Origin of the sequence: Actinoplanes cyaneus (assembly GCF_016862095.1) — a bacterium.
GTDB lineage: Bacteria > Actinomycetota > Actinomycetes > Mycobacteriales > Micromonosporaceae > Actinoplanes > Actinoplanes cyaneus.
In genome coordinates, this window is sequence record NZ_BOMH01000018.1 from 1 (window position 1) to 13460 (window position 13460).

Consider the following 13460-nt stretch of genomic DNA (forward strand, 5'->3'; position numbering starts at 1 on the left):
GTGCGGTGGACGCCTTGTCGGAGACGACGCTCAAACTCAATGCCACAGCGGCGACGATCGAAGCCACTGATGTCGACAGCGCTGGCCGGTTGACCGAGGCGGGCCGAGGGCCCGAGCCGCTGTTGTGAGCGACAATCCGCTCGTCGCCCGGGCGCAGAGTTCGACGACCTGGTCTACTGGGCTGGGGTTGGTCGAAGATGCCCGGCAGGTCAGCGACGGCATCCGGAACAACAGTTGGGTCGATGCCACGCTCGGCGGGGTCGGCGGAAGCCTGGATGTCTTGGCGACGGCGGTGGATCCGTTCGGTTCGTTGTTTGCCTGGGGTGTCGGCTGGCTGATGGAGCACGTCAAGCCGCTCAAGGACGCTCTCGACTGGCTTGCCGGGAAGCCCGACGAGATCGCCGCGCATGCGGCGACCTGGCGGAACGTCGCTGCATCCACGGCGGAAGCCCATCAGCAGTATGCAGCGGCGATTCGCATGCAGACCGCTGACTGGTACGGCGCCTCGGGCGACGCCTACCGCACTCATGCCGGTGAGCAACTCGCCGCCGTCGACGGCATCGCGACCGTCGCGAACACGATCTCGTACGCGGTCGAGGGCGCCGGTCTGCTGATCGGGCTGGTCCGGGAGATCGTCCGTGACCTGATCGCCCAGTTTGTTGCGACGCTGGCGGTGCGGTTGCCGCAGTGGCTGGCCGAAGAAGGCGTCACGCTCGGCCTGGCGACCCCGGTGGTGGCTGCGCAGGTCGGCACCCTGGTCGCCAAGTGGGTCAACCGGATCCAGCACTTCATCCGGGCCCTGTTCAGTAGCCTGCGCCGCCTGAGGGGCAAGCTCGGCGAGCTCGCCAGCATCCTCGACCGTCTCAAGCAGCTACTCGCACGACTCGGCCGCAGCGAACCGGCAAGCCCGGCAGCACCTCGCGGCGTGAGTCTGTACTCGCGGCCCGGAGCATTGTCGAATCGTGAGGTTCTCGAGCAAGATGTCGGTTTGCCGCGAACGGCGGAAACTGTCCAGCACTTTGCCGAAATGGCTGGCGTTGATTTCCGGGGAGTACCTGTCGAAGTCGTCGAGAGTGCCGATGACATCGCCTACCTGGATTTCCAGGGTGCTGTGGCCAGGACCGACTCGCTCGGCATCCAGCTGGGCCCCGCGGCGTTCCAGGACGAGGAGACACTGGTGCGGACGCTCGGACATGAAAGTGTGCATGTCCGCCAACACGAGGATGGCCGGATCACGACCATGACGGGACCGCTGGAGGATGAGGCATACGGGGCTGAGGAAGGCTTCGTCGAGACATGGAGGAGGAACCGCGCATGACCCGGCTCACCATAGAGCGAGTGCACCGCTTGTCGAGCCGCCCATGGCTGTTCGTCACCGGGCACCTGGAGGGTGAAGCCCTACGCATCGGCGACGAACTAACAGTCCTGGACGGCGGCGTACCCTCCGGTCTTGCGGTGGTGAGATCCATCGAACTGCACGCCGCATCGTCGAAGACCACGGTTGCCGTTGACACGGACGTCGTTGACTCTGTTCGAGAAGGCGCGGTACTGGCCGGGGAGTGACTCGACCTCGATGCGTCGTCGGCATCGCCGCGGTGCTGGTTGCGGTTGGTGCCACTCAGCAGGACGGCGGGGTCGGTGCTGTCCGACTCGCGTCTCGTGACGTTCAGTCGCCGGTTGGTTGACTTCGTCAGCGTTCACGCCCGACCTCGATTGCCGCGTGAGCTGGTTAAACGTCCTGTTAGCGGGTTGCCGGGAACGGCCGTGCGGTGGTTCGCATGGTGCAACGTCCGGCCCACCGGGTTCGGCATTGCGCGAATCGGATCCGGTTCGTTGCCGTCGCCGGTGGACGCGGCGACACCCGCCGCGTCCACCGGCGACGGGCTCGTCGCGGGGCAGCCGGAACACCGGGATGATCTCGTCACCGATGATGCGGATCTCGGCGATCAGTTCCTCGATGATGGCTTTGCGCTCCGGGCGGTCGGTGGCTGGACTTCATCGATGCTCGGCCGGAAACCGGAATCGAACGGCGGATGAGACCCGGCTCAGCGGGAACCACGGGGAAGTCCCTGCCGAGCCGGGTGGTCTGGTTGGTCGTCAGATGTAGTCAGGCTCGAGTTCGGTCCGGGCGGTGTCGAGCAACTCGGCGGCGAACACTTGGATGTCGACCTTGCCGAGCCAGCCGACGAGGGTGCTCCGAGCCTCATCGATCTGCGCGGCGAGCGCGGCTTCGCCGACGATGTCGGCCGGGGCGATCACGCGTCGCAGCGGGGTCGACTCAATGGCGGCCTTGGCCAGCCTCTCGCCGATCCAGAAGCCGGTGCGTTCGCGGATTACGAAGGTCAGGTGGACGCTGTCCGCGCTCTGGTCGAGGGCGTGGGGGTTGTGGACCCAGCCGCGCGGAAGCACGAGGACCTGTCCCGGTTTGAGCTCGATCTCCAAGTCGGGGCCGTCAGCCTTGAGCTGTTCGACCAGTTCCCCGAGAGGCTGAGTGTTGGACGCCTTGTAACCGTGGTGCGGTTCTTCGACGACAGGCCGCCAGATCTGCCAGGTCTTGGTACCGGACGCCTGGTAGACGATGCCGATGTTCTGATCCCAGTGGTAGTCGAGGCCCTGGGTGCCGGCGGGTGTGACGAATGCGGTGACGTAGCAGCCGAAGCCGGTCTCGTGCTGGATGGCTCGGCACATGGCGTGCAGCGGCGGGTACCAGCGGTCCAGGTTGCGGATCTGGAAGCTGTAGCCGCGCTCGCGCCACATCGCGATCCGTGCGGGGTCGAGCTTGCCGGCGGTCGCGTACGCACGGGGGTGCCGGGCGGCGCCGTCCTTGACGACATTGATCTCGTCGGCGGGCGCGCAGCCAGTATCGAGGTAGGTGTTGAGCAGTTTCGCGTTGACGATGGCGGGAAGGTGGCTGCCTTCGGGTAGGTCGTGGACTGCTGGTTTGGTGGGCCAGGTGGTCATCATGGACTGGTACGTCGCTTGATCGAAAAGCATCCTGAGGGACACGTCGTCCTCCGCGGGCGGGAGTGGTCAGGGTCGGGGCGGAAGCGGGCAGGGGATGTCGGGCAGGTGGCTGTGCGGACAGCAGATGGCCGCACAGCCGATGACTCCGCCGTTCGGGTTGGTGTAGTACTGCCAGTAGGCGTCCACGCCGTTGATCAGCCCGTCACGGGAGGTCGTTCTGCGCGCGTCCAGTCCGACGTCGTAGGCCAGCGGTGAGGCACCGTTTACGGCGGGGAATCCGACGTCGCCTTCCATGGGCGGGTGGCTTTTGTAGGTGGCAGCCATCCAGTCGATGGCTTCGTCGACGTCGGTCCAGGTGAGATCGGCCGACACGGCGTTGCGGCGTAACAGGTAGTGGCCGAGCCGCATCGGTGGCAGTGACGACCGGAGGAATTCCTGGGCCTGAGGTGTGCCCGGTGCACCGGGCCGGCGCAGTGATTCGTCCTTCAGATCCTTGCTCGATCCAGTCCAGAGATACCCGTGCCAGTGCCCGGAGGTCATCCCGCTTCCTCAATCTTTTGTCAGGTGCGGTGGGCCGCCCTCCCGACGGCCCACCCGGTGTGAACTGGGCTTGCGGATCAGGCGTTGTCGCTCGGGCCGGTGATGGCGGTGACGAAGTCGGTCATCTCCGCCGCGCTGAAGCGCAGGGTCGGGCTGGCCGCGCCGAGCTTGGTGTCGCGGATGGCGTAGGCGCCGGGCTCGCCGGGGATGTCCGCGAACGAGACGCAGGACTCCAGGCTGCCGCCGATGTTGCCGCCGCACGGCGTGCGGAACGCCGTTTCCGGGACCTCGACCCAGTACAGGTCGTCGGTGTCCATGGCATGCTCTCCTTTGCGTGCGCGCCACGAGGTCCGTCCTCGCGGGTGGTGCATTCGCCCCGGTCTGGTCGTCGTCTTTGCGGGGAAGGCGACTGGACCGGGCGCTTAGAAGCCGAGAAGTCGATCGCTCGGCGTTGATGGAGAAGTGCTCGGCCGGTCGGGCTGGTGTGGCGTCCTCGGGACCAGCATCAGTGGCCGCCGTTCGCGCGGCGCCGCTGAGCCGGGGTGAGCGCTCCCGCTCGCCCGACCTGGTTGTAGGACTCCGTCGGCAACGCCGACCAACTCGGTGCGCTCGGCGTGTGTGGCGGGGTGGCCGGTGCGGGCAGGTCGGCGGTGGTCATCGCGCCGCAGTGCGGGCACCACCGGCTCTTGACCTTGAAGCTGATCAGGCCTGCCAGGAACCCCACCAGAAGCGCGCTCGTCGCCGCTATCGCCACCACTGGGGTGCACCTCCGCGAACGCGGTGGTTCGTGGTCGTCGCCATGTCCTGCCTTCCGTGATATCGAGGGCATGCCGACCAGCGACGTACTGTCACGGTGGTCCCACCGGTCCGCAGGTTGCTCTGGCGCGGCGGGGACTGCATGCCCGGTCTCGATCCAAGGGGGTGGCGGCCGGTGTGGTGCGACGGTCGCCGTGGGCTTCGCTGCTGTTCACCAGGTGTTTCGGTTACAGCGTGGCGGTCCGGTGACCCGGAAATGAAGCCGGCAGGCGTCAGCCGCTGTCAGCCGACGCGACAGGTGTCGGAGTACAACCCGGAAGGAGTACGGCTACTGTGCGCTGATGAGCGTTGAGCCGAAACGGGCCAGTGAGTGGACCATCCATGGGGAACGCGTCGTCGACGACACCCGGCGGGCGGTGCTGAGCATCGCGGACGTGGAGCTACCCGACGGCGTCCGTTTCGAGCAGTACGTTCTGCGTATCCCGGCCGCCGCGATGGTCATCGTGCTCGACGACGACGAGCGTGTGCTGATGATGTGGCGGCACCGGTTCATCGTGGACCGCTGGGTCTGGGAACTGCCCGGTGGCTACCTCGACCCGGCCGAGGACTCCATGACCTGCGCCGCCCGCGAGGTCGAGGAAGAGACCGGCTGGCGGCCACGCAGCATCGAGAAGCTGATCAGCTTCCAGCCGATGGTCGGCACGATCGACCAGGAGAACATCGTCTACCTCGCCCGAGGCGCCGACTTCACCGGCGCGGCCCCGGACATCAACGAAGCAGAACGCCTCGGCTGGATCCCCCTCGACGAGATCCAGCAGCACATCGACAACGGCACCATCGTCGGCGCCGGCTCCGTCTCCGGGCTGCTCGCCCTGCTGCTCCGGAAGGCGACCGGCAAACTCTAGGCGCTGGCCAGGACCGGCCGGGCCCGCTCGGCGAAGTCCTGCACCGCAGGTAACCCGACATGCTTGGAGAGACGATCGGCGAGGTCGGTCAGGTAGTCGCGAGCGCGTGACGAATACAGCCCTTCCGCGGCCTCGACCGCGTCGACACCGATCCGTGCGGCTTCCTCCGGCTCGCCGTTCTGCGTATGCGCCACGGCAAGCAGGACGAGGTTGAACTGCCGTCCCCGCGCATACTGCCGGCCATCCATGTCCAGCGACCGGGTGGCAAACCGTGTCGCGATGTCGCCTCGGCCGAGTGCGGTGAAGCAGTGACCGAACTTGGCCGCCAGGTACGACTCGTCGAAGTAGCCGATCCACTGCGGCTCGCTGGTCCGGTCAGCCTTGTCGAAGATCGCCTCGGCCCTATTCAGCGCCGTCGCGCAGGCTTTCTCGTTGCCGCCGACGGCATGACCTTGGGCTTCGAGGACCGCCGATTCCGCTTCGATCGCGGCGATACCCGCCTCGGCCGCTGCACGGCTGGCGGCCTTGGCCAGATCCACCGCCTCGCCGGATGCCCGCAGGAACGCGGCCTGATGGCTCATCGCTGCCAAGATCTCTGCTCCGAGCGCCCGATCACCGGCGCCAGCCGCCAGGCGAAGAGCTTGGATCAGGTACCGCTGCGCCAAGCCGTGCATACCGGCGTCGTACGAAGCCCAGCCCGCGAGTTGGGTCGTCTCCGCGACCGCGGACAGCAACTGGCGGCCGGTCGCCGCGTCGTAGCGACCATTGATCAGCTCGGTGACATCGGCGTTGAGGAACCGGACCAGGCTGTCGCGGATGTGGCCGCCGCCGAATTGATTGTCAAGCGTCCGGTACGTCGAGGTCATCCGGCGCACGGTCTCGACGTCGGCTGCCCCGATCAGCCGCTCACCGGTCCCGGCCGGGCGCTCGTCGAGCGACGACATCAACCATCGCATCGCCGCAGGCAGGAAGGCCGTCGCGCTGAAGCTCACCTGCTGAAGCAGGTTCCGCCGCTGCATATCGCCTCGCCAAAGATCAACAGCGACATCTATGCCCTGCCGCCAGTCCGGCGCGAACTCCAGCCCGGACGGCGCGGCCACCAACACTTGTCCGGAAGCGACGGGCCGGGCATCGGTGTCGGCTGACACCTCGGACACCATGGCGGACAACTGCCCACCCGCTTCGAGTGCCTGATCGAGCAGAACCGCGACGGACATGCTCGGTCGTTTGGTCCCCGATTCGAGATCCCACAGGTGGCCGTGCGAACAATGGATCATCCCGCCGAGTCGGCGCAGCGACAATCCATGCTGCTCACGCAGGTCCTTGAGCTTGCGGCCGAAGTCGGGATGGGCAACAACGATCCGCCGTGGCATCGGCCACCCCCAACGATTCCGATGAACGGTGATCCCGGCTTTCCCAACCGGGCATCACCGGACACCATAGCCCTGAGCCGGACGTTTCCGGAGGGCACACAATCTCTCGGTCCCGTTCCGGCGTGCAGCATCTACCCGATGCAGCGACCGCTGAGGTGGACCGTCACCCACTGATTCCGACGACCTCGACCTCGACCTCGAAACTGCGCAGGTGTCGTACTGCCCGGTGCAGTGGACTGCCGGGGACGACGGTGGGGTGGTTCGCATGGTGCAACGTCCGGCCCATGAGCGCGACTGGGCGACTTGCGTCCGCTAGAAACGTGGGCCCGGGTCGCCCTCGTCGTTTCCGCCTCGGGGGCGAGCCTTCGAAAACCCGCATCATGGTGATCGCGAAACGTTCGGTGCCGCAGTCCGAAAGTTTCGGAACGCTCGGTATTCACACTCCTCCCGTGTAGCCATGAGATAACACATCCGCATCACAATGCGGGTGAAAGGCGCCATCCACCAGGTCTTATCTTCCTCGCCATCACGCGGGACCAAGATCGATATTTCCGATACATTTCCGGAAGTTGTTGACAAGGCATGGCCGAACGGTCAGGATCACGCAATGACGGTGCTCAATGACTGTCACCCCCGCCACGGGTGCGATATCGCTGCACGGTGATGACCGTCTTCGTCGCCGGCACATCCCGACCTCGGGTGGTCGTGCCTGTGGAACCGCTCCCCGCCCCCTCTGTCAGGAGGACGCACTCAAATGACCGCAGATCTCGCTCCCCCCAACCGCCGCAGGCGCGGCCGCCTCCGCCTGCTCACCGGCGCCGCCTGTGCCGTGGCGATGACCGTCGCCGGGGTGCTGACGGCCGGTGCCGCGCACGCCGAGGCCGACCGGACCGTCAGCTCGAACACCACCGGGACCCACAACGGGTACTACTTCTCGTTCTGGAAGGACAGCGGCAACGCGAGCATGACGCTGCGCGCCGACGGCCGGTATTCCAGCAGCTGGGACCGCAGCACCAACAACTGGGTCGGCGGTAAGGGCTGGGCCACCGGCAGCCGCCGGACGATCACCTACTCGGGCAACTACAACCCGGGTAACAACAACACCTACCTCGCCCTGTACGGCTGGACGCGCAACCCGCTCATCGAGTACTACATCGTCGAGAACTACGGCAGCTACAACCCGAGCACCGGCGCCCAGCGGCTCGGTACGGTCACGACCGACGGCGGCACGTACGACATCCTGCGCACCCAGCGGGTGAACCAGCCGTCGATCGACGGCAACGCGACGTTCTACCAGTACTGGAGCGTCCGCCAGCAGAAGCGCAGCAGCGGCACCATCACCACGGCCAACCACTTCGACGCCTGGGCGCGGGCCGGCCTGAACCTCGGCACGAGCTGGGCCTACCAGATCATGGCGACCGAGGGCTACCAGAGCCAGGGCAGCTCCGACATCACCGTCCAGGAAGGCGGGGGCAACCCGACCACGCCGTCCAGCGGGCCGACGCAGAACCCCGGCAGCAACTGCACGGCCGTTCTCTCCGCCGGTCAGCAGTACGGTGACCGGTTCAACCTCAACGTCGCGGTGCAGAACGCCAGCAACTGGACCGTCACGCTGAACCTCAACGGCGGTCAGAGCCTGCAGAACAGCTGGAACGCCGCGGTCAGCGGCACGACCGGGAGCGTCACGGCCCGGCCGAACGGCAACGGCAACAACTTCGGCGTGACGATCATGGCCAACGGCAACTGGACCTGGCCGACGGTCACCTGCCGGACGAGTTGACAGTACCGGCACCCGGAGAACACCGGTGGCGCGGCGGGCGAACCCGCCGCGCCACCTTCCAAGATCGCCATCGGCGCGGATCCGTAAGTGTCGAAGGCAGAAAAGAGCAGCCGGTCAGGACTGGTGGCGCATTCTGGCGGCGGTCTTGCGGGCGTCGTAGCCGTGCGGCACCCCGTCGGCGAAAACGATGTCGCCGGTCACGTGGTCGGTGCGCAGGGGCAGGATCTCGCGGTACGCCGGGGAGTCGTACCACGCGTGGGCAGCGCCCAGATCCGGGAAGGCGATCATGACGAGCGCCCCCGGCCACTCCCCCTCGATCACCTCGACGGGGGTGCCGTGCACGAGGAAGCGCCCGCCGTAGGGGTCCATCGTGTCCTGGATCCGCTCGATGTAGTTCAGCACGTCCTCGTGGTCGCTGGTGGTGTGCAGGTGCGCGACGGCGTACGCGGTCATCTTGAGGCCTTTCGATGCGGCGGCGGTGCTGACCCCACCGATCGTGCCGTCACGAGGGAATGCCGGCGATTACCCGCGAGGTAATCGTGAGCCGGCGACGCTGCACCTTAGACCCGCACCTCGGGGTACGGGTCAACGCGATCCTCGTCGCGATGACAAGCGGCGCCCAGGACGGCCAGTCTGGTCCGGCAACGACAACCGACCAGGGAGTATGTGATGACGGCCATCAATCGGGTTTTCGGACGGCAGATCCTCGACAGCCGCGGCAATCCGACAGTCGAGGTCGACGTAGAGCTCGTGGACGGGTCGCGCGGCCGGGCCGCGGTGCCGTCCGGGGCGTCGACCGGGGCGAACGAGGCGGTCGAGTTGCGCGACGGCGATCCGGGGCGGTTCCACGGCAAGGGTGTGACCCGGGCGGTCGCCGCGGTCAACGGTGAGATCGCGGGGGCGGTGTGCGGGCTGGAGGCCGAGGACCAGGCGCTCGTCGACGCGACGATGATCGAGCTGGACGGTACGAAGGACAAGGGCCGCCTGGGTGCGAACGCGATCCTGGGGGTGTCGCTGGCGACCGCGAAAGCCGCGGCGGCCGCACATCGGCAGCCGCTCTACCGCTATGTCGGCGGGGTCGGCGCGACCCGGCTGCCGGTGCCGATGATGAACATCGTCAACGGCGGCGCGCATGCCGACAATCCGCTCGACTTTCAGGAGTTCATGGTCGCCCCGGTGGGCGCGCCGACGTTCGCGGAGGCGGTCCGGATGGGTTCGGAGATCTTCCACACGCTGCGGCGGCGGCTGGCCGCGGCCGGGCACAGCACGAACGTCGGGGACGAGGGCGGGTTCGCGCCGGACTTCGCGGACGCCGACGAGGCGCTGCGGTTCGTCACGGGGGCCGTCGAGGAGTCCGGGTACCGGCTGGGCAGTGACGTCACGATCTGTCTGGACCCGGCGAGTTCGGAGTTCTTCGACGGCAGCGCCTACGTCTACCGGGGTGAGGGTGTCACCAGGTCGGTCGACGAGCACATCGCGTACCTGCTGGAGCTGGCCGGCCGGTACCCGATCAGCTCGATCGAGGATCCGATGGCCGAGGACGACTTCGTCGGCTGGAAGGCGCTCACGGCGCGGGCCGGCGACCGGCTGCAACTGGTCGGCGACGACGTGTTCTGCACCGACGCGGACCGGCTGACCAGCGGCATCGAGGGCGGTTACGCCAACGCGATCCTGGTTAAGGTCAACCAGATCGGCACGCTGACCGAGACGCTGCGCACGGTGGAGACCGCGCACCGGGCCGGTTACCGCGTGGTGATGTCGCACCGTTCCGGTGAGACCGAGGACACCACGATCGCCGATCTGGCGGTGGCGACCGGGTGCGGGCAGATCAAGACCGGTTCGCTGTCGCGCAGTGACCGGACCGCCAAGTACAACCGGCTGATCCGGATCGAGGAGGAGCTGGGGCGGTCGGCCAGGTACACCCGCCCGGCGTGACCTCAGAACTCGCCGTGGTGACGGACGTCGTCGGCCAGCCCGGCTCGATAGTGCTCGGCGAACTCGGTCAGCTCCGCGATCTCGTGCTGCAGGGCGGAACGCCGATCGTTGAGCTGCATCACCGCCTCGCCGTCACGGCGCAGCGCGTCCTGCTCGATGTCGAGGGCCGTCGACCGGGCCTGCTGGACCAGCCGCTCGGACTGCTCCCGCGCGTCGGCCAGCACCTGGCCGGACTCCTGGTCGGCGTCCAGCACGTGCTGCTCGGCGGTGTGCTGCGCCATGGCCAGGACCTGCTCGTTCACCTCAGGCGCCGGAGCCTGCGCGGGCGCGGGCGGCGGGCCGGCGCGGCGGGCCTGCTCGAGCCGGCGTTGCAGAGCGTCGGCCTCACGTTCCGCCTTCTCCCGCGCGCGCAGCGCGCGGTTCAGCTCGTCGCTGACGACCGAGAGATCCTTCCCGGTCTCGTCGTCGGGGCCGGCGCGGCGGACCTGCTCCTCCAGGCTCTCGCGCTCCTCCAGGAGCCGGATCATCTCCTGGGTGACCTCCTCACGGAGGGCGTCGACCTCGTCCGCGTCGTAACCGCGCTTACCCAGCGCGGCCTTGCGGAAGGTGATGTTGTGGACGTCGGCCGGCGTTAGCGGCATGGATAACTCCCCGATTCGATCAGCTTCCGACTGTACGCCAGCCCGTCAGCACCCCGCTGTCATTGAGATGCGTCGATCGGTCTGCCAGGATGGCGGGCATGACTACCGCGCGGCGTCTGATCTCGGTCATGTCCGTGGCGATCCTGGCAGTGAGCGGAGCTGTCGCCGCGACCCCGGCCGGCGCCGCTCCGCCCGGTGGCACCGACCCGGAGACCCCGTGGCGGATGCGGCACTGGCCCCAGACACAGCCGTGGCAGCGCGACGAGGTGGCCGCGCTGGCGAAACGGGGCGGGCCGCAGCCGATCGACCCGCAGCACTACGAGCTGCCGGACACGATGACCTGGGCGGACTACCGTGCGGTGCCCGGCACGAACTGGGCGGACCCGGCGGTGCGGGGCTCGGAGCGTACGTTCAAGGGCGCGCTGGTGCTGGTGGATTTCCCGAACCAGCCGTTCGTGGTGACGCAGCCGGCCAACTCCACCATCTACGGCAACCCTTCCGGCGTACAGAATCTGGATCGTGCTGCCGTTCCGGCGTTCTATCGGGACTTCCTGAACAAGCCGGGCGAGCTCAATCGCGGTCACACCATTCACGAATACTGGATGGAGGACTCCAACGGCCGGTACGGCATCGACCTGAGCTCCTTCGGGGTCTACCAGATGCCGGCCAAGAGTCACGAGTACGGGATCGAGAACTCCATGCAGCGCGGGCTCGGGTGCCCGGCCGGCGACAAGTGTGGGCGCGACATCCGTACCGACGCGAAATCGGCCTGGACCGCGGCGGTGGGTGAGGAGGAAGCGGCCTCGTTCGACTTCGTGTTCTTCCTCTCCGCGGGCCAGGACGAATCGTCGACCTGGCAGGAGTTCGGGCAGATGAAGTTCCAGACCAAGAACGACGTCACCGAGGAGTTCGGGCCGCCGGACGACGCGCTGCCGAACTCCAACGCGACCCGGTACGTCGACTGGACCTCCTGGGCGGCCTCGTCGAACGTCTGGCCGAACGCCACCCAGGGCAGCTCGCTGCAGGCGGAGAGCTCGGGCATGTCGACCTACGCCCACGAGTTCAGCCACATCCTGGGCATCGGCGACAACTACAACAATCCCTACAGCGTCCCGGCCCGCCGCGATTACAGCGGGCCGTGGGAGATGCTGAGCCGCGGCACGTTCAACGGGCCCGGCGGGCCGCACAGCCGCTGGCTGATCCCGGGCACCGGAGGGTCGTCGATGGGCGCGCAGCACATGCTGCGCAACAAGATGAAGCTCGGGATCGTCGACGACGACGCCGTGCTGAAGCTCTCCCGCGACGCGCTGACCCGCTCGGGTGTGGTGCTGACCAGGGTCACGGCGCGGGAGGTGGAGGGCCGCGGCCTGGCCGGGATCAACGTCACACTCGACGGCGGCGACCACGCCCCGGCCTGCGACACCGCGACCGATCCCTACTGTGACGGCGGCGGCTACGACAACTACACCCTCGAAGTGGTCGACCGGATGGGCTTCGACTCGTTCACCCCGGACTCGGGGGTGCTGCTGGCCAAGACCAAGAACGCCGACAGCGCGCCGTTCATCTGGACCGTCGACGCGAACCCGCAGGACATCGACAAGGTCGACTTCGTGCTGCCGGACGGCACGCCGCAGAAGATGACGATCGGTGACTACCGGCAGTTGTCGGACGCGCTGTTCCACGCCGGGACCGGGTCGGGCAGCGAGTTCGAGCACACCGACGCCGCCAACCGCCTGCAGTTCTACGTGCTGGGCCGCCAGCGGGACCGGCAGGGGGTGCTCTCCTACCAGGTGGCGGTGCGTTCGCTGGACGGCGCCGGCCCGCTGCGCCGCGGTGTGCAGGCCTCCCCGGCGACGGCCCGCACGGATTCGTCCGGCTGGGCGCGCTGCAGCGTTCCGGTCCGCAACACCGGCCGTGGTGACGACGTGTTCCGGGTGTCGGCCTCCGGAGCCACCCTTCCGCGTACGGTCGTGGGCGTGCCCGCCGGCCGGACATCGTCGGTGGACGTCTACGTCAAGGGCCGGTCGCGCACAGCGGTGACGATCACGTCGGAGAGCAACCCGGCGGCGACCGTCACGACGTCCTGCACGGTGCGCCGCTGACCTCGTCCTCCTGGCCCTCGTACAAACGTCGGGTAAGTTCGCGGCATGATCAAGGACTCCGTCGAAGAGCTCACCCGAGCGAACCTGTTCGACGTCTTCAACGAGCGTGACGGCGACCGGCGCCGGGCGGCGATCGGCCGCGTCTACGCCCCCGGCGTGACGTTCTCCGATCCCGAGGAGACCGTGACCGGGCACGACGAGCTCGACGCCAAGGCGCAGAAGATCCTGGACGAGGCACCCGGTTTCGTCTTCTCCGCCGCCGGGCCGATCCACGTCGTGCAGGACCTGGGTTACCTGGCCTGGGGCTTCGGCCCGCAGGGGCAGCCACCGGTGGTGCGCGGCGTCGACATCACGCAGGTGGCCGGCGGCCGGATCGTCAGCGTCCACACGCTCCTGCTGGACGCCGGCGAGTAACGAACGGCAGCGGTGCCGGGCCACGTTCACGGCCCAGCACCGCCGTCGCG

The 13460-nt window shown here is 67.8% G+C and carries 15 protein-coding genes; 8 read left to right on the plus strand and 7 right to left on the minus strand.

Going from position 1 to position 13460, the window contains the following annotated elements:
• The first annotated feature begins 124 nt into the window (after positions 1–124).
• The 3 genes from Acy02nite_RS12450 to Acy02nite_RS12460 all read left to right on the plus strand — a co-directional run bounded on the left by Acy02nite_RS12450 (position 125) and on the right by Acy02nite_RS12460 (position 2037).
• Positions 125–1318 (plus strand): WXG100 family type VII secretion target, encoded by a 1194-nt coding sequence (locus Acy02nite_RS12450; protein ID WP_203740136.1) that lies wholly within the window; start codon positions 125–127, stop codon positions 1316–1318.
• Positions 1315–1563 (plus strand): hypothetical protein, encoded by a 249-nt coding sequence (locus tag Acy02nite_RS12455; RefSeq protein ID WP_203740137.1) that lies wholly within the window; start codon positions 1315–1317, stop codon positions 1561–1563. The genes Acy02nite_RS12450 and Acy02nite_RS12455 overlap by 4 nt, the downstream gene beginning before the upstream one ends.
• A gap of 114 nt (positions 1564–1677) precedes the next feature.
• On the plus strand, positions 1678–2037 hold the full coding sequence (locus Acy02nite_RS12460) for a hypothetical protein (protein WP_203740138.1): 360 nt from the start codon (positions 1678–1680) through the stop codon (positions 2035–2037).
• 60 nt (positions 2038–2097) lie between these two features.
• Here Acy02nite_RS12460 and Acy02nite_RS12465 read toward each other — a convergent pair whose 3' ends face one another.
• From Acy02nite_RS12465 to Acy02nite_RS12480, 4 genes are all read right to left on the minus strand, one after another.
• Positions 2098–3006: a JmjC domain-containing protein gene (locus Acy02nite_RS12465; protein WP_203740139.1), complete on the minus strand. Its 909-nt coding sequence runs from the start codon at positions 3004–3006 to the stop codon at positions 2098–2100.
• 24 nt (positions 3007–3030) lie between these two features.
• The gene (locus tag Acy02nite_RS12470; protein ID WP_203740140.1) at positions 3031–3504 is read right to left on the minus strand and encodes a hypothetical protein; all 474 of its coding nucleotides are present in this window, start codon (positions 3502–3504) and stop codon (positions 3031–3033) included.
• A 77-nt stretch (positions 3505–3581) separates the two neighbouring features.
• On the minus strand, positions 3582–3821 hold the full coding sequence (locus Acy02nite_RS12475) for a DUF397 domain-containing protein (RefSeq protein WP_203740141.1): 240 nt from the start codon (positions 3819–3821) through the stop codon (positions 3582–3584).
• A 188-nt stretch (positions 3822–4009) separates the two neighbouring features.
• A complete protein-coding gene (locus Acy02nite_RS12480) occupies positions 4010–4261 on the minus strand; it encodes a hypothetical protein (RefSeq protein WP_203740142.1) in 252 nt (83 codons plus the stop codon).
• Positions 4262–4598: 337 nt separating this feature from the next.
• On the opposite strand from Acy02nite_RS12480, the gene Acy02nite_RS12485 reads away from it, so the two are divergent.
• A complete protein-coding gene (locus Acy02nite_RS12485; protein WP_425548274.1) occupies positions 4599–5165 on the plus strand; it encodes an NUDIX hydrolase in 567 nt (188 codons plus the stop codon).
• Here the strand turns inward: Acy02nite_RS12485 and Acy02nite_RS12490 are convergent.
• Positions 5162–6538, minus strand: coding sequence for a helix-turn-helix domain-containing protein (locus Acy02nite_RS12490; protein ID WP_203740144.1), 1377 nt, complete (start codon positions 6536–6538; stop codon positions 5162–5164). The two genes, Acy02nite_RS12485 and Acy02nite_RS12490, sit on opposite strands and share 4 nt — an antisense overlap.
• Before the next feature lie 754 nt (positions 6539–7292).
• Between Acy02nite_RS12490 and Acy02nite_RS12495 the strand changes: the two genes are divergently transcribed.
• A complete protein-coding gene (locus tag Acy02nite_RS12495) occupies positions 7293–8318 on the plus strand; it encodes a glycoside hydrolase family 11 protein (protein WP_239174643.1) in 1026 nt (341 codons plus the stop codon).
• Between the two features lie 114 nt (positions 8319–8432).
• Here the strand turns inward: Acy02nite_RS12495 and Acy02nite_RS12500 are convergent, their stop codons facing one another.
• Positions 8433–8771, minus strand: coding sequence for a DUF1330 domain-containing protein (locus Acy02nite_RS12500; protein ID WP_203740145.1), 339 nt, complete (start codon positions 8769–8771; stop codon positions 8433–8435).
• 216 nt (positions 8772–8987) lie between these two features.
• Here Acy02nite_RS12500 and eno point away from each other — a divergent pair, with 216 nt between their 5' ends.
• The gene (eno, locus tag Acy02nite_RS12505) at positions 8988–10253 is read left to right on the plus strand and encodes a phosphopyruvate hydratase (protein WP_203740146.1); all 1266 of its coding nucleotides are present in this window, start codon (positions 8988–8990) and stop codon (positions 10251–10253) included.
• A gap of 2 nt (positions 10254–10255) precedes the next feature.
• Here eno and Acy02nite_RS12510 read toward each other — a convergent pair whose 3' ends face one another.
• On the minus strand, positions 10256–10894 hold the full coding sequence (locus Acy02nite_RS12510) for a DivIVA domain-containing protein (protein ID WP_203740147.1): 639 nt from the start codon (positions 10892–10894) through the stop codon (positions 10256–10258).
• Positions 10895–10992: 98 nt separating this feature from the next.
• Between Acy02nite_RS12510 and Acy02nite_RS12515 the strand changes: the two genes are divergently transcribed.
• Both Acy02nite_RS12515 and Acy02nite_RS12520 read left to right on the plus strand, forming a co-directional pair.
• Complete coding sequence (locus Acy02nite_RS12515) at positions 10993–12996, plus strand: M6 family metalloprotease domain-containing protein (RefSeq protein WP_203740148.1); 2004 nt, start codon at positions 10993–10995, stop codon at positions 12994–12996.
• A 45-nt stretch (positions 12997–13041) separates the two neighbouring features.
• The gene (locus Acy02nite_RS12520; protein ID WP_203740149.1) at positions 13042–13410 is read left to right on the plus strand and encodes a nuclear transport factor 2 family protein; all 369 of its coding nucleotides are present in this window, start codon (positions 13042–13044) and stop codon (positions 13408–13410) included.
• Positions 13411–13460: the final 50 nt, after the last annotated feature.

Coding starts and splice junctions, on each gene's coding strand:
- Acy02nite_RS12455 (WP_203740137.1), top strand. CDS start 1,315: ATGACCCGGCTCACCATAGAGCGAGTGCACCGCTTGTCGAGCCGCCCA.
- Acy02nite_RS12490 (WP_203740144.1), bottom strand. CDS start 6,538: ATGCCACGGCGGATCGTTGTTGCCCATCCCGACTTCGGCCGCAAGCTC.
- Acy02nite_RS12515 (WP_203740148.1), top strand. CDS start 10,993: ATGACTACCGCGCGGCGTCTGATCTCGGTCATGTCCGTGGCGATCCTG.
- Acy02nite_RS12475 (WP_203740141.1), bottom strand. CDS start 3,821: ATGGACACCGACGACCTGTACTGGGTCGAGGTCCCGGAAACGGCGTTC.
- Acy02nite_RS12520 (WP_203740149.1), top strand. CDS start 13,042: ATGATCAAGGACTCCGTCGAAGAGCTCACCCGAGCGAACCTGTTCGAC.
- Acy02nite_RS12470 (WP_203740140.1), bottom strand. CDS start 3,504: ATGACCTCCGGGCACTGGCACGGGTATCTCTGGACTGGATCGAGCAAG.
- Acy02nite_RS12500 (WP_203740145.1), bottom strand. CDS start 8,771: ATGACCGCGTACGCCGTCGCGCACCTGCACACCACCAGCGACCACGAG.
- eno (WP_203740146.1), top strand. CDS start 8,988: ATGACGGCCATCAATCGGGTTTTCGGACGGCAGATCCTCGACAGCCGC.
- Acy02nite_RS12495 (WP_239174643.1), top strand. CDS start 7,293: ATGACCGCAGATCTCGCTCCCCCCAACCGCCGCAGGCGCGGCCGCCTC.
- Acy02nite_RS12510 (WP_203740147.1), bottom strand. CDS start 10,894: ATGCCGCTAACGCCGGCCGACGTCCACAACATCACCTTCCGCAAGGCC.